Here is a 19,560-nt window from a genome sequence, read left to right on the forward strand (position 1 = left end):
AATTTATTATGTCCAAATTACAATCTCTGACGGAAGCAGAACGGCATCAATTATTGGTTGAGTGGAATGATACCAAAGCAGATTATCCCCAAGAGAAATGTATTCATCAGTTGTTCGAGGAACAGGTAGAGCGGACTCCCAATGCATTGGCTACAGTCTTTAAAGACCAACATTTGACTTATCAACAGTTAAATGAAAGAGCAAATCAGTTAGCAAATTACCTGCAAAAACTGGGTGTGGGGCCAGAAGTCTTAGTAGGAATTTGTGTCGATCGCTCTTTAGAAACCATCGTGGGAGTTCTTGGTATTCTCAAGGCTGGAGGTGCTTACGTCCCTCTAGATCCAGAATATCCACAGGAACGTTTAGCTTTTATGCTAGAGGATAGTCAAGCATCGGTGTTGTTGACTCAGCAGCGCTTAATCGAACATCTTCCCCGACACCAAGCAAAAGTTATCTGTCTGGATACCGACTGGCCAGCCATTGCTACAGAGAGTAAAACCCTAGTCTTGAGTTCAGTACGCTCAGACAATCTGGTTTATGCAATGTACACCTCAGGTTCCACAGGAAAACCGAAGGGTGTTCTTATTCAGCACCAAGGGTTGTGTAGTGTTATCCTGACATCTATTAAAGCTTTCGGAATCAACGATAGTGACAGGGTTTTACAGTTTGCCACCTTCAGCTTTGATGTTTCTGTATGGGAAATTTTTTCTGCCTTGGTTAGCGGAGCCACATTATACTTAATCGATCGCGAAACAATGCTCTCAGATCGAGAGTTGCTCGCGCTCATCCGTAACCAGCAAATGACTACAATCTTCCTTTTACCTTCAGTCCTCAAACGACTTCCTTCACAAAACTTACCAGCTTTACGCAGGGTAATTACAGGTGGAGAAGGGTTTTCTGAGGACTTTATCACGCGTTGGGCTAAAGGAAGGCAGTTCTTTTATGTCTATGGCCCCACAGAAGCAACTATCCTTCAATCTTTTATTGACTGTAGTGAAGTCTGTCCGCAAAAGGCGCTACTCGGTCGCCCAATTGCCAATTTTCAATACTATGTACTAGATTCCGAGCTAAAACCTGTGCCCATTGGAGTGATTGGAGAACTCCATATTGGTGGTGTCGGTTTAGCCAGAGGCTATTTGAATCAACCCGAACTCACCGAACAAAAGTTTATTGCTAATCCTTTTAGCCACGAAGAGGGAGCGCGTCTTTACAAAACGGGTGATTTGGTTCGCTATCAAAGCGATGGTAACTTAGAATTTTTGGGTCGCAGCGATCATCAGCTAAAAATCCGAGGCTTTCGTATAGAACTGGGAGAAATTGAGGTAGCCTTGGCTCAACATCCAGAAGTACGGGAAGCTGTGCTTATGGGTCGGGAAGATATACCAGGTGACAAACGCTTAGTGGCTTACGTAGTTCCTGTGAGAAAGCAAGCTGTAAATGTAAATCAGCTACAAGACTTTTTGCGCCAAAAATTGCCGGAATATATGATTCCATCTGCTTTTGTCATGTTGGATGAGTTACCGTTAATGCCCAATCAAAAGGTGAATCGTCAAGCCCTTCCCGCACCTACTCAAGAACGACCTGAACTTGAAGAACCCTTTGTGGCTCCTCGTACCCCGATTGAAGAATTACTAGCTGAAATTTTTGGGGAAATTTTAAATCTGGACAAGGTTGGTGTTTGCGATGACTTTTTTGAATTGGGAGGACATTCTTTATTAGCTTCTCAAGCGATCGCTCGGATATGCGAAGCTTTTGAGATGGACATTCCCCAGCGAACTTTGTTTGAAACCCCTACTGTTGCTGACCTGGCTGCGGTAATTACAAAAAAACAAGCTGGCAAAAATTGAAGACTTATTTAATATTTCCCCAAAAGAGGTTAAATATATGGTGACAACACAAATTAGTTCTTTCTACTTAACAGACGCAGAAAAAACTTTTTTTAATGAAAACGGCTATGTCGGCCCCTTCAAAGTCTACGAACCTGAAGAGATGAAAGAAATCTGGAAGAGAGTGAGAGTCGATCTTCTCGATACCAGTCGTGCGCCATTCACAAACAGTAAACTCAATTATGACAGACATTTAGATGTCTCAGATTTAAGCAAGCTAATTATCAAACCGGAAATTGTCCATCGACTCCAAAGCATTCTCGGACAAAATGTTCTGTGCTGGCGATCGGAATTTTTTCAAAAGAATAGTGGCGACGGAGGAACTGGTTGGCATCAAGTTGAACTCTATGGAGTGGGTGAGAAAAATCAAGCTGAATTAATGCCAATTGAAAGATATGAAAATAGACCCATTGAACTAGCAGCTTGGGTTGCAATGACTGATGTTCCAAGGGAAATGGGCCCTCTTAAATTCATCCCAGGTTCGCATAAACAGTGGTATTTTAATGAGCTTGGTGACATAACCCATCATCCTGAAAACATTAACAAGGATGGATGGTTTTATGGATACAATTACAATGAATTAAGGCTCGATCCCAACTGGGAACCAGACAAGTCAGAAACTGCTGTAGTCGAGATGAAAGCAGGAGAAGTTGTCTTATTTACATCTAAATGCGTACATGGATCGTTGCCAAATAAGGCAAGAAAAAGTCGAGTAGGTTACGCCATTCGCTATGTTCCCACAAATGTAATAGTTTACCCAAATATCACCACCTTTACCGAATTTGGCGAAACTTTAAGCACTGAGAAAACAGGTTGTGTTTTGGTTGCAGGAGAAGACAAGTACAAACACAACAATATCAAGACAGAAAATGCTCTTGGTGAATCATTTGTTCCCCTACCATAATCACAAGATAAGTAAGTTGGTGTCATAAAACCAAACTGTGTAAATAAAAGTAAATAAAGCTCAAACTCTTTTTCCCCCTGCCGTTAAATGATAACTTTTCAACCGGATATGATACTCATATTTGATTTGGTGAAAAAAACTTCCTTCAAGGCAGGGAGAGTTTCATCGAATTCACGTTATTTTATAGATTCAATTAGTGAATTTTCATCAAAAAATAATTACTGTTTTTAAGTGAACTATAAAAAATATGCATTCTATCCAAGAAATTTCAAGTCTGTGCAAGAAGTCACTATTTCAATTGGATGATGTTCGCTATCTTAATTGTGCCTATATGTCCCCACTATCAAAAAGTGTGGAAGCAGCAGGGATAGTAGGTATGCAAAGAAAAAGAATTCCTACTGCTCTCAAAAGAAGCGACTTTTATGAGGATAGCGAAAAAATCCGTCAGCTTTTCGCTCAAATGATTTTTGCTCAAGATCCATATCAAATAGCGATCGTTCCTTCACTTTCCTATGGAATGGCAATTATCGCAAAAAATACAAATTTCCAACGGGGTCAAAACATTGTTGTCACATCTGAGGAATTTCCCTCTAATGTTTACACTTGGCTGAGAGTATGTCAGGAACACGATTTAACATTAAAGATAGTTGAACCTGACAATCAACTCAATAATTGTGGTCATCAATGGAATGAAAAAATTTTAGAAGCTATCGATGGAGATACTGCTCTTGTAACACTGGGACATGTCCATTGGACAAATGGAACACTTTTTAATCTTAAAGAAATTGGTCAACGTGCTCGTGAGTGTGGAGCAGCTCTAATTATAGACGGTGCCCAATCTGTAGGAGCATTGCCGTTCAATGTATCAGAAATTCAACCAGATGCCCTTTTCTGTCCAGCCTACAAGTGGCTGATGGGCCCCTATGGAAATTGCCTTGGTTACTTTGGTTCTCGCTATTTAAATGGAATTCCACTAGAAGAAAATTGGCTCAATCGTTATCCCTATGATAGTGATAGCTTTCAGGATCTAGTTATCTACAGAGATGAATATCGTCCTAAAGCAATTCGCTACGATGTCGGTGAAATGAGCAACTTTATTTTGTTACCGATGATCGTCAGAGCGCTTGAACAATTAGTCGAGTGGGGTATTGACAATATTCAAACTTATTGCCGCAACTTAGTCAATCACAAATTTATTAACAAAATCGGCGAACTCGGATTTTTAGTAGCTGAAGAAGATAGTAGAGCAGCTCATCTAGTTGGTATTAGTTTGCCAGATAATATAGATTTGGAAAAGTTGCGGAGTCTTTTAATTAAAAATAAAATTTTAGTTTCTATACGCGGTCAGTCAATACGACTTGCGCCAAACATTTATAATGACGAAGATGACATGAATGCTTTTGTGGATGCATTGCGTCAGTTTCGTAATTAATATCATGTCTGGCTCATGACTTATGATTTAAATCCCTGCGTACCTCTCTGCCTTACTTTGCGTCCCTACCCTGCGGGTTACGCCTTTGGCGGTATGCGTTTCAAAATATTATCCGTACCTCACATAACAGAAAATCGCTATAGTACCGATCGCACAAAACACAAATGCCAAAGGGCGATCGTTATCTTGCAATAGTTAGAATTTCCAAAGTCCAGTAACTTTTATCACTCTTTTTTTAGGAATATTCCTGATACACGCCAACTTTGACTGTCAAAAGGAATGTTGGTGTAAGTCAAATGAAATACCAGGAGTGATATGAGTCTACTGATGGCGAGTGTGCTAGTAACAGCGCCATTATCTGCGCTCAATTTGCCAGAGCAGCCAGTAATTGAGCCAGATAATCAGGTGCAGGAGTCAACACAAAAAAATTTATCTGAAGTAGTTCCGCCTGTTGAAATTACACCGCCTGAATTTGTACAGCCAGATATAAGTACTTCAATAGTTGCCAAAGCTAAGTACGAAAATATACTTAAAAAAAGTAGAGAAAAAATTCAATTTATCAGTTCTTCTAACTCGCCTGAATCAAAAAATACCCAACCTCTACCAGACGAAGCTGACAAAAATTATTCCCATCCCCCCATCCCCCCATCCCCCCATCTCCCAATCTCCCAATCTCCCCAGACCGCAGACTCAGACGACCCAATGTCTCAAGTTAACTCGGTATCACAGCTTGAGGATGTGCAACCTGCTGATTGGGCTTTTGGTGCTTTGCAGTCTTTGGTAGAACGGTATGGCTGCATTGCGGGATATGCTGACGGTACTTATTTGGGAAATCGTAGTATTACTCGTTATGAATTTGCGGCTGGTTTAAATGCTTGTTTAGAGAAGATTAACGAAGCAATCACTAACAATAAACTTAACACTGTTAATGATGAAGATTTAATCCTGCTGCAAAGGTTACAAGACGAATTCAAAGCAGAGTTGCAACAATTACAGCAGCGTGTCGAAGTTCTAGAAAACCGGACTAGTGAATTACAAGCTAATCAGTTTTCCACAACTACCAGATTATTTGGTCAAGCCGTTTTTAGCGTTCAGGGAAGCAATACCACCGATGCAGATTTGTTTCCCAGAGATGGAATACCCGAACGCCAAGGAAAAACTAATCTGACTTTCACAAGTAGCGCCCAACTAACCTTAGCAACTTCATTTACCGGGCGAGATTTGCTGTTAACAGGTCTGTCTGCGGGAAATTTGGGTTCTAATGCATCGTTGTTATCTACAAATATGGGGCGGTTGGGTTTCGAGTCCAACACAGACAACAATCTGGTGATTAGTGATTTATCTTATAGATTTCTCGCTGCGGATAATTTGGGAATTGTCGTCGGTACGGCGGGAGTCAACCCCATCAACACTTTTCGCGGTATTAGCCCATTAGAAGGTTCTAGTGATGGTGCAATTTCTCTATTTGGTCAACGTAACCCAATTTTAGGCATTGGTAACGGTACTGGTGGTATAGGTTTTGACTGGCAAATTAGCGATCGCATTAGTTTGCAAGGTGTTTACAGTGCAGAAATTCCCAGTTTTCCTGGCAACATCAACCAAGGTGGATTATTTGGTGGTAGATTTACTACTGGCGCTCAGTTAAGTTTAGCACCTACTAATAATCTTGATATCGGCATACATTATCTTTATTCCCACTCCCCAGATGGACTATTGGGAACTGGTATCGGGGATTCTCAACTGATTTCTCCTTTTGCTGATGCTACAGCTTTCAATACCCACGCAGTTGGCGCTACCGTTGCTTGGCGAATTAACCCTAACTTACAGGTAGGTGGTTGGGGTGGCTTCACTTCTTCTAAACCATCCAATCTTTCTGGAAGCGTAGAAACCACCAATTGGATGGTGTTCGCGGCTTTTCCTAATTTGCTGCGTCGTGGGAATTTAGGAGGTGTTTTAGTGGGACAACCACCGAAAATTACCTCTAGTACTTTACCTGACGGATTTAACCTTCCCAACTTTTCTGATGGCGGGACAGCAGGGGGACGCACTGACACATCAATTCATCTAGAACTTTTTTACCGCGCCCAACTAAGTGACAATATTGCTCTAACTCCAGGCTTATTTGTTATTTTCAATCCCGATCACAACACTGCTAACGATGCTTTAGTGGTTGGAGCATTAAGAGCAACTTTCCGGTTTTAATTTTGTACTGATGTAAATGTAATCAAATACGCTTTTTTATTACTGACAAAATCAGTAAATAAATGCTTCTATTGACTAATGGAACGCAGAAAAAAAACATGCGTATTTTTTCATACGTGATTAAAGGAGCAAATTTTTCATGACCGTAAATTCATCAACTCATAACACTTGCAAAAATCCAAAATCTCAAATCCAAAATCCAAAATTCTATTGTGCGGTTGTTAGCAGCAGTAGTAGTTCGCCAAGTGAACTTAGCTCTTTAAAGGGGAAAGGGCAAAGGAGAAAAATTTTAAATCCCTTACCCTTTACCCCTTTCCCTTTCCCCAGCCCTCACCAAACATTTTGGGGTTGGCAGATTAGTGGTTTAGCCGCACTCATCGTTGCTTTAGGTGGAACAAGTGCTGTAGCTCAAATCACAATTCAAAGCACTGGGACATTATCAGGTACAATTCAACTCCCTACTAATAATCCGAATTTCAATCAAAGCATTACTCGTATTGACACAGACGACACAGGGACTTACTCGCGGAACTTGGGTACTAAAAACAATCCTAATTACGTCCCCATATACAAGTCAGACTATGTGAAAGTACAAACACGTAATGATGGTACTTTGCATTATTTTGTTGACTTTAAAGGAATTCCCATCATCTCCTTTAATGGCGTTCTGAATTCACCTGTTCTCTCTGACGGCGAGTTGACAGGTTTTAAATATCAGGGACAAGTAGCCGGAACTAAGTTTCAAGGGGTTGTTCAGGATGAATTTAATCTCACAAAAGCTTTATACACAGGTATTGTTACCGACCCAAAAACCGGAAACCAGTATCAGGGAACTTTTGAAGTCAGTGGATACGGGCCCAGGTATAGCGATCCTAATGGTGGCGCAACTCCTACAGTCTTCGATTTCAAGTCAGATCTCCCTGGTTCCCCAAAGGTGACATCCTTGGAAATGACTAACTCTTTTATCGGGAAATTGACAATTAAAGTACCTGCAAATGCAACTCTTATAACTCCTACACCCACAAGCGGTGGCGGTAGCAGCACACCCACTCCTACACCTGTAGTTAGCGGTGGTAGCAGTACACCCACTCCCGCACCTGTAGTTAGCGGTGGTAGCACACCCACTCTTCCAACGATAGTTAATAGTGGCGATGCAATAACTGTGACACCGATAGTTAACAGTGGCGATGCAATCACAACTACGCCAATAGTTAATAGTGGCGATGCAATCACTGTGACACCGATAGTTAATAATGGTAGTGCGATCGCTTCGCCGACGGCTACAACTTACACATCTGAATCCAATTCTCCATCACTGTCTACAGCACCTAACATAGAATTCAGTAGCGGTAATTTTCCAACAGTTAATCAAGTAGTGATAAATCCTGCAAACCTAACTCAAACTGCTTGTTCAAAAGATTCTGCTGATAGCTGTACAAAAGTGACTTTACCCAAACAAGCGATCGGCCCGCGCAGTCGAGTGCTGGTACGTTAGATATTTACACCAATTTGCACATCTTCAGATAACTTTCACTTTAGCTGGGGAGTATGAAAGGATTGGGAAGATTTCTTCACCATCTACCCATCTCCCCATGAAAACTTTAGGGTACTTCTGGAACTCGAATACAGGAGAATGAAATCAATATAATAGCTAAAATGGGGTAATATTCCAATTCAAAAGTCTACCATCGGCTATTCTGTCGCGTTTTACAGACCAGTACTCTGCCAACCCAAAAATGCGCTTGTTTCGGGCTGGGGAAAGGAGAAGGGGTAAAGGGTAAGGGATTTAAAACCTTTCCCCTTTCCCCTTTCCCCTTTCCCCCACTAAGTCACGAAAGCGAACTACTAGGCTTCCTTTTTGTGGTAGATTTTGCCCTAATGATTTTCTGGCTATACTAGTGACTTCAACCGATTGACTAAAAGGAATTCAGGACTGAGGACTAGAGACTAGGTAATAATATTAAAAGTACTATTTTCCCATTCCCAATACCCAATTCCCTTTTTCAATCACATTAACACTACAAAGTAAATTTAGAACAATTAAACATCTTCTGAGTTAACACCTATGAAAGAAGAATTGATAGCCAGAGTGGTACAGGTCTTACGAATTAATATGAGTTGGATGACTTGGAATTTATTTCTGGCTTTTATACCTTTAGCTTTGAGTGTATGGCTATTTCGTATTAAGCGTGGCCGCACTTGGCTTTGGTGGCTAGGATTCTTAGTCTTCTATGCATTTTTACCTAATGCACCATATTTGTTGACAGATGTAATTCACTTGATAGATGATATCCGCACGATCCAATCAGTGTGGATGATTACTTTAGTACTAATTCCTGTGTATTTGTTAGTAATTTTAGGTGGGTTTCAAGCTTATGTAATATCGTTAATTAATTGGGGATACTACTTGCATCGCATCGGCAAAAGTGAATGGATTTGGCGGCTGGAATTGATTACCCATGCTCTGTGTGCAGTTGGTATTTATTGGGGGCGTTTTTTACGTTTCAATAGTTGGGATTTTATCACTCAACCTGATGCACTATTAACCAAAGGTGTTGAGGAAATTCTTGGAAAACAACCACTGGTAATTATTGCCATCACTTTTGTAATCCTTGTGGGACTGTACTGGATTATGAAACGAGTAACTTTAGGTTTTGTACTGCAACCAAAAAATGGATATGCTATTAAAACACAAGCGGTAAATTCCAATACTCCCAACACTTAATTATGTAACCACACCTACCTGGTGTTTTTTAAACCAGTGTTAACTGTTGACTGTTGATTGTTGACTGTCAACGGTTAACAGTCAATCCCTTCAGGGAATTGAAAATTCACACATTATTAATTTCTCAACAGTCTATTTTGACCACACAATTTCTACCTTGTGCTTTTGCCTGATAGAGTCCTTGGTCAGCAGCAGCAATTAAGGTTTCGGGAGATGATTGATTATGAGGAATGATTGTTGCCACACCAAGGCTGAGGGTAATGAATTCACTGACTTCAGAACTCGGATGAGGCAATTGTAATGCACTGATATTAGTTTGGATTTCTTGAGCAACTGCGATCGCCTCTTCGGCATCAGTATTTGGTAAAATTACGGCAAATTCTTCTCCGCCATACCGAGCAACTAAATCAGCAGCATGTTTCACTGTCCGAGAGATTGTTTTGGCAACGTTTCTGAGGGCATCATCTCCTGCCAGATGTCCGTGAGTATCGTTATAAAGTTTAAAGTAATCGACATCACACAAAATCAAAGATAGTGAGTCTTGCTCTCGTGCTAATCTTTGCCACTGTGCATTGAAGGTGTCATCAAAACAGCGGCGATTTGCCACTTGTGTCAAACCATCGGAAGAAGCAAGGCGCTGCAATTCTTGGTTTGCTTGCTGTAATTGGTGGTAAAGTTCTGATTGCTGAATGGCGATCGCGGCTTGACTTGCCAACTGATTAAACAAGTTAATCTCTGATTGCTGCCACAGTCTAGTACTGGAGCATTGATGAGCAATTAACAATCCCCACAAACGCTTTTGCTGTAAAATAGGCACTACAAGATTTGCCCGAATTTCCAAGCTCCGCAATAGTTGAACATGACACGGTGATAGTCCAGCATTTTCAATATCTTCCGTGGCTCTAGTATTACCTTGTTGGTAGTAAATTGCACCTGTGGATTGAAAGCATGTATCCATCACATGAAATCCCAGAATGGACATACACCCTTGTGCTAAGGACTCTACAGCAACTAAGCCACTCCAATCGTGATTAAACTGATAAATTACTACTCGGTCTACCTCAAACAGTTGTCTGACTTCATCTGCTGTGGTTTGCAAAATTTCATCTAACTCCAGCGATTGCCGAATGCGCTGGGTAACAGCTGCGACAATTCGCTCGAACTCGGTTTGGTGTTGGACGCGCTGCTCGATTTGCTGATGAGATGTCGATGCTACACTCAAGGTTAAGGCATCAAAATGAGGAGTTGTAGTGGCAGGCACGGCATTAGGTTTGGCAATCAAATAACCTTGACCAAAGGTTGCACCTCGTTCTCGCAGCCAGTTCAGTTCTTCAATGCACTCAATTCCTTCGGCGACGGTTTGGATGTTTAACTTTTGAGTAATTTCTAGAAGTTTTTCAGTGATTGAGGCTTTATACAAGTCTTGATGTACATCTCGAATTAACTGCATGTCTAATTTGATAAAATCTGGACGTAATTGATGCAGCAAGTTCAAGCTGGAATAACCAGAACCAAGGTCATCAAGGGCGACTAAAAACCCACTATCCCGGTAGTATTGAAGCACGGCTTTGAGGTGGGCTAAATCTTGAGGATTGTCTGACTCCACGACTTCAAAGACAACTCTTTGATGGTTAATACCTGCTCGATCTATTGCTTCTACTGTACTGCGTAGGCAATAAACAGGGTCGTAAAGTGCCGTTGGTGCAAAATTAATGAAAATGCACCCACTCACTTGATGATGGCTAAATTCCTCAATGGTGTTGAGGCGAGCAACTCGGTCGAGTTGTGGTAGCAGTCCGGCTTCGCTTGCTAACTCAAAGATTGATTCTGGTGGTACTAAATTGCCTTCTTCATCCATCCCTCGCAACAGCGATTCATATCCATAAATCTGGGATGTATCTTGAATTGAGACAATCGGTTGAAAGTGAGTGGTGAATCGTTCCTTCGCTAACATTTCCACTAACCACTCGGACTGACTGAACTTAATAAACCGTTGCAATGAGGCGATATCACTAAAATCTTGTAGTTGGGGTTGGATAGCACCTTGAATGAAAAGAACTTGGGTTTCTCTTAATTCTCTGGGTGCAAGGAGTTGAGACAAGTTACGGGCAATTTCTTGAGCTTGTCCGGCTTTACAGTTCAAACTTAGACCTGGACGCTGGTGCATCAGTTCATACTTAATACTGAAGTTTTTCAAGTATGAGGTGACTTTTGTTAAAGTATGTGAAACGGGGAACCAAAGAAAGAACCTGCCTGCTTCCCCAGTCTCGCAGCGCACAATATTATGACAAGTACAAGTCTTGGAGAGAGGACATTTTTGGTTCATTGCTAACTACCTTGCTCAACCCGAATGATTTTAGTATTCCCCTCAAACTTCTGATAAAAAATGAACTACAGTTGAAGTAGATGAAGATTTGATGAGAATTAAAAAGTTAATTTGCGATTGGCGTAATCAACTTGGATTAACACGAATTATCCACCAAATAGTGATAGCAAGATGATTGATTTATGTTAATTAGATGAAAATTTTAAAATTTACTAACTTATTTTGTTAAAGATAATATCAGAGACTATCAAAATTATCTGATGAGAATATCTTGATGAAATAAAATTAAGGCAAATATCAAAGTTGGTATAGATATAGCAATTCTATTTGAGTTGTGAGAAATTTCAGTAGTAGTGGTTGATTGTTGACTGTTAACACTCAACGGTGAACAATAGCAAGATTTCACAAATGATTTAGGACTGCTATATAAACAAGAAAACTGTCTCGATAGTTTTGAGTATTTTCATCGAGATGTTTCTATTTTAATTTACGTCGTGCTGCTGCTAATATCAGGCGTTGTTCAGCACGCCCGATGGCCTGATACGTGCGCTCGATGGCTTCGGGTTCCACAGAAATGGAAGTTATGCCCCATTCTACTAAGCGATCGATAATTTCTGGATAAAGGACTGGTGCTTGACCGCAGATTGAACAAGGTATGCCAGCAGTTTTAGCCATATCAATTAATTGAGCGATCGCACTCATAACTGCTGGATGACGTTCGTTAAATACTTTTGCTAACTGTCCTTGTTCTCGGTCTACTCCCAACAATAGTTGGGTCAAGTCATTTGTACCAATGGAAATTCCTGCTACGCCAGCTTTGACATATTCTGGTAATAAAAACAGCACGCTTGGCACTTCTGCCATCATCCACAATTCAAATTCTGTTACCTGTGTTAAAAGAGCTTCCTCGACTTTGCGGCGACAAAAAACAAATTCTTCCACAGTCCGAACAAAAGGTAGCAGCAAATGAATGTTGTTATAACCAGATTGCTGTACGCTGGCTAAAGCTTTGAGTTCCAACTCAAACACACTGGAATTTTGCAGATAGCTAAAGGTGCCGCGTTCCCCTAACATCGATTGTTCAGAAGATTGTAAACTATTACTCAATGATGGTAAATCTGGCGATCGCCAATCTAAAGAACGATAAAAAACTGGTCTTGGTGCAAAGGCACGAGCAAACTCCATAATCTCCTCAGACCAACGCTCTAGCAATTGTGCTTGCCGTCCGCCTAAAATCCAACTCTGAGGATGTTGTCCGTCTAATATATTTAATATCATCAATTCTGAGCGTAGCAATCCTACCCCGTCAGTGGGCAAGCTTTTTACTTGCTCAATCAAGCTAGACTGACTCAAGTTAACCAGCAGTTTGGTAGCAATCATAGGTAGAGCAAAGGGGGATGAGGGGGATGTAGCTTTAGTTTCCCGCAGGGTGGGAGATGAGGGGGTATTTACTCCTCGCTCCCCCTTATCTCCCCCATCTTCCCGATCTCTCTCATCTCTGACTTCTCCTTCGATCCGATAAATTTCTCCTCTGTCGCCATCAAGCAAAAGTCTTTCCCCAGTTTGAATTAAGCTTGTGGCTGATGTTGCATTTACTACTGCTGCAATTCCTAATTCTCTGGCTAGAATTGCCGCATGACTAGTTAATCCACCTTGTTCTGTAATAATACCAACAACATGTTGTAATAATGGCAACCAGTCAGGTGTAATTTTTGGGACTACTAAAATTACACCTTTGGGGATTTGTTCGGGTTTTTGCTGAGAGTTGATGGTGACTAAAGCATTGGCTACAGTACGTCCGCCTGCGGCTGCTAGTCCTCTGATGAAGTATACGTGGGGGATGATGGATTGGGGACTAGTAACTTGTGTTAAATACAGCTTACTATATGTAGCTTGGCTGGCGATCGTCCATTTGAGAGTAAAAGTTTTACCTAGTTCTGCAACTAATTGAGTTGCTAACCCGATTATTTGTTGTAAATATTCTGGTTGTAAAGCGTACTGTTTTTGTTGGGCTTCTTGAAGTACGTAGGTTACCAGACAATTTTCCTCTGGTGTGAAGGCTGAATCTGCTAAAGGTTGGGAAAAAATTTTATGGGAAGGATGATTAACATCGTAAGCCAGCATTTTATTGCCGAGCTGTTGCTCTAAAATAATCCCAGTTTCATTTTGGATGTAATAGACATCTGGCAACACTTCGCCTTGAGCAATGGCAATTCCTAATCCCCAAGTAGCTTCAATTTCCCACCCAGAGGAATTGGCTTTAAGCAAGCCACTGGCGATGGCATTTTCCACAGGTTGTACTAAAACTGCCAGATTAATTTGTTGTAGGTTAATTCCTGTGTGCCGCCAATACAATAAACTTCTGGCACGAAATATTTGACTCCAAATACCTTTTAATGCTGTAGCAATGGCGTCTTGTTGGCAATGGCAAAATACTGACTCAAGTAAGCCGGATACATTTTCCATAGGCTGAATACTATCGGCTATTGACAAACTCGGTCGAAAAATCAAACAACTTGTTTGCCATTCTCTTGCTGCTGTGAAAATTTTATTCACCCACTCTTGTGATACACTTGCACTCAAAATTTCCTCGCGCAAACGTCCAGCCACCTGCTGAAGTTGACGCCAATTACTGACATCTAGGTGTAACGAAGAATAAGGTAAATCAGCAATTAATGATTCTGAACTGTTGAGATTTTCTAGAAATTGCCGCAAAGCTTCTGCCGAAACCACAAAACCAGGTACCACCGGATAGCCACGTTGGATAATTCTGCTTAAGTGAAACGCTTTGTCACCTACTTTGGCGCGGTCTTGTAGTTTAATTTGGTCTAGCCAGTAGAGTTTTTCCACTCAATTTGATTAGTTGTCAGTTATCTATTCGTAGCCACAGTACAGCCATTCCTGATTGAAAAATGCAAACCTACATTTATTGGTTAAAACAATATTTTTTTAGAAAAAATCCTTCAAAAAGTCTAAAACTGTATAATTATTGAATCCTAACCCATCGTATTCAGAATTGTGCATACTTTTTAAAAGCAGCTGGTGGGTTGCACAGCACCCGCTACAAATGAAAGAAACACTTGCTTTTTTCCCCACTCGTTACTCCCTAGTCTCCACTCCCCATGTTTCTTAAAAGATATATTACCAATTATCGTAGTAAATATAGTTATCCATACCAGAACCAACCTTGCCAAACACTTACTATCTTGCAACTAATGATTGGTTAAATATCAGTTTCCGACTATGCATAGCATTGCTGATTGGAGGAATTATCGGTTGGGAACGGGAAATTAGGCGCAAACCAGCTGGTTTAAGAACTCACATGCTGGTAAGTTTAGGTTCAGCTTTATTCACCATCATACCTCTGCAAACAGGTCAGTTACAGACTAGTCCTGATGCACTCAGCCGTGTGATTCAAGGAATTGCAACTGGCGTGGGATTTCTCGGTGCTGGAGAAATTGTGGGGCAATCTTCCCAGCCATCACAGCAATTGGAAATCAAAGGACTCACTTCAGCAGCGGCTATTTGGGTTTCAGCTGGTTTGGGAATTGCTGCTGGCTGTGGTTTATGGCAGTTGGGATTAATCGGTGGTATCCTGACTTTTTTAATTCTCAAAGTTTTTAAAGTGTTGGAGAAACATAATTAAAGCTTGCTGAATAATGGGATGAGTTAGGCTAACGCGGAGATGCGGGGATGCGGGGATGCGGGGACAGGGAGACGCGGTGACACGGGGACGCGGAGATTATGTCTTGATGCAAATTCTCAAATCATCCTGCAATTATGCAACGCCTAAAATCCTTACATTTCAAATTTTGAAATCCTTAAACCCACATTCTGCACCGGAAAGTGTCATAGTCAGTGATTACGTAAAAAATAAATAAGAAGTATAAAATTAAACCGTGATGAACAAAATTAGCATTTGAAAAACCATCAACTATGATTCCTATACTTGCATTGGAACTTGGATGAAGCCAGTGTAAAGTTCGCATGGGTGTATATGCGATCGCCAATAGAAACTTTTCATTCACCCAAAAATCCCACTAACACAGTGTATTTGCTGAGGTTTTACTCAAATTTAGACAATAAGCTGTATAGTGCATTCCTCACCTTGCTAGCAAAGAATGTCACTCTTGCTGACTATTTCGGAATTTGAAGAGAAACAAGTGTGAGGTAACCGAATATCATACTTCAAAACAATTATGACTGCATCATTTACAAATGCCACTAACTTTTTAGCTGGGATAACTGCTACTTCAGCAGACATGGAAGGCGATCGCGCAGTTGACTTGGTGGCAGGTAATTATATACAGCCTGCTAATCAACTGGTTTTTATTGATTCACAGCTAGAAAACTACCAAAATCTGGTATTAGGTGTTTTGCCTAATCTGACTGTTGTTGTCCTAGATGCCAACCAGGATGGTATTGAGCAAATTAGCCAAGTATTGGCATTGCATCAACAAGTTAGCAGCCTGCACATTGTTTCCCACGGCGCACCAGGGCGGCTTTATTTGGGAAACAGTCAACTGAGTTATGAAACGCTTCATCGCTATAGTTGGCAACTCATGGGTTGGGCTAATGCTTTGACTGCTGACGCACAACTGCTTGTGTATGGTTGTGAAGTTGCTCAAACACAGCAAGGCATGGCATTTGTACAGCGATTGAGCGAATTGACCGGTGCAGCGGTAGCAGCCTCAAATCACTTAATAGGAAGTCACACATTAGGCGGAAACTGGAAACTGAATATTTGTACCGGGGCAATTACTTCTGGTTTGGCGTTCCAAGAACAAGTAATGACAGCCTACTCCTCAGTACTAGGAAAAGTAATTCTTGACACCAGTTTCAACACCACTGGTAAAGTTACTACCGATTTTAACGGCAATGATGAAGCTAGTTACAGCATCGCTGTCCAAGATGACGGCAAAATTCTGGTGGCCGGATATAGCAATAACGGTACTGATAAGGACTTTGCCATCGTCCGTTATAACAGCAATGGTACTCTCGACACCACCTTCAACACTACTGGTAAAGTTATTACTGACTTGAACGGCAATGATGATGGTAGCTATAGCATCACCGTTCAAGATGACGGCAAAATTCTGGTGGCCGGATATAGCAATAACGGCACTGATGATGACTTTGCCATCGTCCGTTACAACAGCGATGGCACTCTCGACACCACCTTCAACACCACTGGTATAGTTACCACTGACTTTAACGGCAACAATGAGGGCGGTAACAGCATTGCTATTCAATCTGACGGCAAGATTCTGGTGGCCGGATATAGCAATAACGGCAGTGATGATGACTTTGCCATCGTCCGTTACAACAGCGATGGCACTCTCGACACCACCTTTAACACCACTGGTATAGTTACCACCGACTTTAACGGCACTAATGAGGCTGGCAATAGCGTTGCTATTCAATCTGACGGCAAGATTTTAGTGGCCGGATATAGCAATAACGGCACTAATAATGACTTTGCCATTGTTCGTTATAACAGCGATGGCACTCTCGACACCACCTTCAACACTACTGGTAAAGTGACTACCGACTTTAACGGTAAAGATGAAGGTGGCTACAGCATCACCATCCAAGATGACGGCAAGATTCTGGTGGTGGGAGTTAGTAATAACGGCACTGATGATGACTTTGCCATTGCCCGTTATAACAGCGATGGTAGTCTCGACACCACCTTCAACAGTACTGGTAAAGTTACTACCGATTTTAACGCCAGCAATGAGACTGCCAACAGCATCACCGTCCAAGATAACGGCAAGATTCTGGTGGCTGGATATAGCAATAACGGCAGTAATGATGACTTTGCTTTCGCCCGTTATAACAGCGATGGCACTCTCGACACCACCTTCAATACTACTGGTAAAGTTACTACTGACTTTAACGGCAATGATGAAGGTGGTAATAGCATTACTATCCAAGATGATGGCAAAATTCTGGTGGCGGGAGTTACCAATAACGATACTGATTATGACTTTGCGATTGCCCGTTATTCGGTGAATCAATCTCCAGAGTTAGCGAATGAAATTCAGGATCGAGAAGCCACCGAAGATAGTGTTTTTAACTTCATTATCCCAAATGACACCTTCAGCGATGCAGATGCCGGAGATATCCTGACTTACACTGCAACTCTGGAAAACGATCAACTACTGCCCACTTGGTTGAACTTTAACCCTGGTACTCTCACCTTCAGCGGCACTCCCACAAGTCAGGATATTGGTAGTCTTAACATCAAAGTTACTGCTAAAGATATTGCTGGAGATGAAGTCAGTGATGTGTTTACACTTGCAGTTGCCGAGAAGAATTCTGCGCCGACAAATTTAATATTTAGCATTGTCAGCGACGATAATGATGATGACGATGACGAACAGAAAATTATCGGTTTTTTCACTACTATTGATTCAAATCAAAATGATAAACACACCTATAGCTTAGTGACTGGTAATGGTGATAGCGATAATGAAGCATTTATCATTGAGGGTAATAGCCTCAAAATTAAATCTGATATCACCAAATCTAGTTATAAAATCCGCGTCCGCACTACTGACGTTGGCGGGCTTTATTTTGATAAGGAATTGGATGTTAATGCTAGCAGTTTTGGCTCTACAAATATCGAGATAACAACTATTTTCCAATTGGTTAATATTACTCAGAATATCTTTACTGTGAAAAGTAAAGATAAGGGCGGCAAAGGAAAACTTTCCATTAAAATTAAAGCCAACAAATCCAAAGAAGTAAATGAACTGTGTGTATTTAATGTTGATGACGATGAAGGTAAGATAGATGGTATAGCCCCTGGTGCAGAAGGTTATACAAAAGCCGCTCTTTTACGTTCTAAAGTGATTTTCTGTTCCCTTGGCAATCTGCCTAATGGTTTTAATAGCGATGACCTGACAAGTATCTTAGAATTTGAGTCTAATACCAGACTTCGATTTTATATGGTATCTCAGACTACTACTCAAACTATACTGTCTGGAAAAGCTTCTTTCTCAAATGTTGTTTTTTCTTCGTCTACCAACAACAGCACAGAACAGGAAGGATTTTCTCTAAATTTCCAAAATTTAGTTTTGACAGTTCAAGCAACAAATCAAGAGGTAACTTTAGGTACAAAGTTGCAAGGTAAAAAAGAAGGCGAACTGATTGATTTACGAAGTGTGACCAAATCAGTAAAAGCTGAATTTAAGGTTCATCGAGAGGCTGCATTTAACAATTGTGTTGGATTTTATCAAATTGCTGATGAAAGTGGTGGTATTGACACTAATAATGATGGCGTAGCAGATATTCTTGTGGGACAAGCTGGTTACGCTGAAGCTGCTGTACGTCAGCGTGTTACAGGCATTGATTTGACAGTAACTAACCAAGGTACAGCTTCTCATAGTGGCACTTTTGCGGCTGGTTCCCTGTTTGCACCGTTTATTATTGTCAATGGGAAACCCGATGCATTTCTTGGTGATATTCGCAATAATAATCCCAAGGTTTATTTTGCATTCTTAGGCGCTAACGCTGACAAGAAAGATCACATTCGATTATTGGGAAATAACACCTTTGGTTTTGAAGATTTACCAAATGGTGGCGATAGAGATTACAACGATGTGATTGTGCAAGTCAAATTGACTGCTAATGCTGTGTAATATCAATTTTGGATTTGATATTTGGGATGTAGCTAGACTTTGATGATTTAAGGGAGTTCCAAGTAAAAAAGTATTCCACAGAAGACTGTTGACTGTTGACAGTCAGCAGTCAACAGTCAACAGTCAACGACCTAAAAAATCTGTTGTCATACTTTGACATCAAAACCTCTTTCCTTTCAGGAGAGAGGTTTTAAATTATACTAAATGAAAAAAACACGGAGTTTGATTCGATCGGGAAGATAAGGTTATTTGATGTATAGCAATTAAAAAAATTTGGATATATAGGACTCATATTTGATTTGGTGAAAAAACTGAGTACACCGCTAAATTCCTTTTTTCCTGTTAAGAGTTCCCTCTCTACACAAATATGTTCATTAATCAAATCGGATTCCTATATATTAATCTAGTAAATTTACTGAAGTCAGTCATTATCTTTCTT

11 protein-coding genes are annotated in these 19,560 nt (G+C 40.9%); 9 read left to right on the forward strand and 2 right to left on the reverse strand.

What is annotated here, in order from left to right:
* The first annotated feature begins 8 nt into the window (after window positions 1–8).
* From VF06_RS08905 to VF06_RS08930, 7 genes are all read left to right on the forward strand, one after another.
* Complete coding sequence (locus VF06_RS08905; RefSeq protein ID WP_099070694.1) at window positions 9–1,847, forward strand: non-ribosomal peptide synthetase; 1,839 nt, start codon at window positions 9–11, stop codon at window positions 1,845–1,847.
* Between the two features lie 37 nt (window positions 1,848–1,884).
* Entirely contained in the window at window positions 1,885–2,790 is a 906-nt protein-coding gene (locus tag VF06_RS08910; RefSeq protein WP_099070693.1) for a chlorinating enzyme, read from the forward strand.
* Window positions 2,791–3,166: 376 nt separating this feature from the next.
* Window positions 3,167–4,222, forward strand: a complete 1,056-nt coding sequence (locus VF06_RS08915) for an aminotransferase class V-fold PLP-dependent enzyme (protein WP_180267529.1) — start codon at window positions 3,167–3,169, stop codon at window positions 4,220–4,222.
* Between the two features lie 15 nt (window positions 4,223–4,237).
* A complete protein-coding gene (locus tag VF06_RS39060; RefSeq protein WP_143861632.1) occupies window positions 4,238–4,417 on the forward strand; it encodes a hypothetical protein in 180 nt (59 codons plus the stop codon).
* Between the two features lie 132 nt (window positions 4,418–4,549).
* The gene (locus tag VF06_RS08920; RefSeq protein ID WP_244918006.1) at window positions 4,550–6,424 is read left to right on the forward strand and encodes an iron uptake porin; all 1,875 of its coding nucleotides are present in this window, start codon (window positions 4,550–4,552) and stop codon (window positions 6,422–6,424) included.
* A gap of 139 nt (window positions 6,425–6,563) precedes the next feature.
* On the forward strand, window positions 6,564–7,919 hold the full coding sequence (locus VF06_RS08925; RefSeq protein ID WP_244918007.1) for a hypothetical protein: 1,356 nt from the start codon (window positions 6,564–6,566) through the stop codon (window positions 7,917–7,919).
* 570 nt (window positions 7,920–8,489) lie between these two features.
* On the forward strand, window positions 8,490–9,149 hold the full coding sequence (locus VF06_RS08930; RefSeq protein WP_099070690.1) for a DUF1361 domain-containing protein: 660 nt from the start codon (window positions 8,490–8,492) through the stop codon (window positions 9,147–9,149).
* Window positions 9,150–9,273: 124 nt separating this feature from the next.
* Here VF06_RS08930 and VF06_RS08935 read toward each other — a convergent pair whose 3' ends face one another.
* Together VF06_RS08935 and VF06_RS08940 are read right to left on the reverse strand one after the other, a co-directional pair.
* Window positions 9,274–11,475 carry an EAL domain-containing protein gene (locus VF06_RS08935; protein WP_099070689.1) on the reverse strand — a complete coding sequence of 734 codons (2,202 nt, stop codon included), beginning with the start codon at window positions 11,473–11,475 and terminating at the stop codon, window positions 9,274–9,276.
* A gap of 477 nt (window positions 11,476–11,952) precedes the next feature.
* Window positions 11,953–14,325 (reverse strand): putative PEP-binding protein, encoded by a 2,373-nt coding sequence (locus VF06_RS08940; protein WP_099070688.1) that lies wholly within the window; start codon window positions 14,323–14,325, stop codon window positions 11,953–11,955.
* Window positions 14,326–14,662: 337 nt separating this feature from the next.
* Here VF06_RS08940 and VF06_RS08945 point away from each other — a divergent pair, with 337 nt between their 5' ends.
* Together VF06_RS08945 and VF06_RS08950 are read left to right on the forward strand one after the other, a co-directional pair.
* Entirely contained in the window at window positions 14,663–15,121 is a 459-nt protein-coding gene (locus tag VF06_RS08945; protein WP_099070687.1) for an MgtC/SapB family protein, read from the forward strand.
* Window positions 15,122–15,674: 553 nt separating this feature from the next.
* Complete coding sequence (locus VF06_RS08950; protein ID WP_099070686.1) at window positions 15,675–19,121, forward strand: DUF4347 domain-containing protein; 3,447 nt, start codon at window positions 15,675–15,677, stop codon at window positions 19,119–19,121.
* The last annotated feature ends 439 nt before the right edge of the window (window positions 19,122–19,560 follow it).

Origin of the sequence: Nostoc linckia z4 (assembly GCF_002608075.1) — a bacterium.
GTDB classification, from domain to species: domain Bacteria; phylum Cyanobacteriota; class Cyanobacteriia; order Cyanobacteriales; family Nostocaceae; genus Nostoc; species Nostoc linckia.

Excerpts from the sequence above, each read along its gene's own strand:
- VF06_RS08905 (WP_099070694.1), top strand. The coding sequence starts at position 9 with ATGTCCAAATTACAATCTCTGACGGAAGCAGAACGGCATCAATTATTG.
- VF06_RS08910 (WP_099070693.1), top strand. The coding sequence starts at position 1,885 with ATGGTGACAACACAAATTAGTTCTTTCTACTTAACAGACGCAGAAAAA.
- VF06_RS08915 (WP_180267529.1), top strand. The coding sequence starts at position 3,167 with ATGCAAAGAAAAAGAATTCCTACTGCTCTCAAAAGAAGCGACTTTTAT.
- VF06_RS39060 (WP_143861632.1), top strand. The coding sequence starts at position 4,238 with ATGACTTATGATTTAAATCCCTGCGTACCTCTCTGCCTTACTTTGCGT.
- VF06_RS08920 (WP_244918006.1), top strand. The coding sequence starts at position 4,550 with ATGGCGAGTGTGCTAGTAACAGCGCCATTATCTGCGCTCAATTTGCCA.
- VF06_RS08925 (WP_244918007.1), top strand. The coding sequence starts at position 6,564 with ATGACCGTAAATTCATCAACTCATAACACTTGCAAAAATCCAAAATCT.
- VF06_RS08930 (WP_099070690.1), top strand. The coding sequence starts at position 8,490 with ATGAAAGAAGAATTGATAGCCAGAGTGGTACAGGTCTTACGAATTAAT.
- VF06_RS08935 (WP_099070689.1), bottom strand. The coding sequence starts at position 11,475 with ATGAACCAAAAATGTCCTCTCTCCAAGACTTGTACTTGTCATAATATT.
- VF06_RS08950 (WP_099070686.1), top strand. The coding sequence starts at position 15,675 with ATGACTGCATCATTTACAAATGCCACTAACTTTTTAGCTGGGATAACT.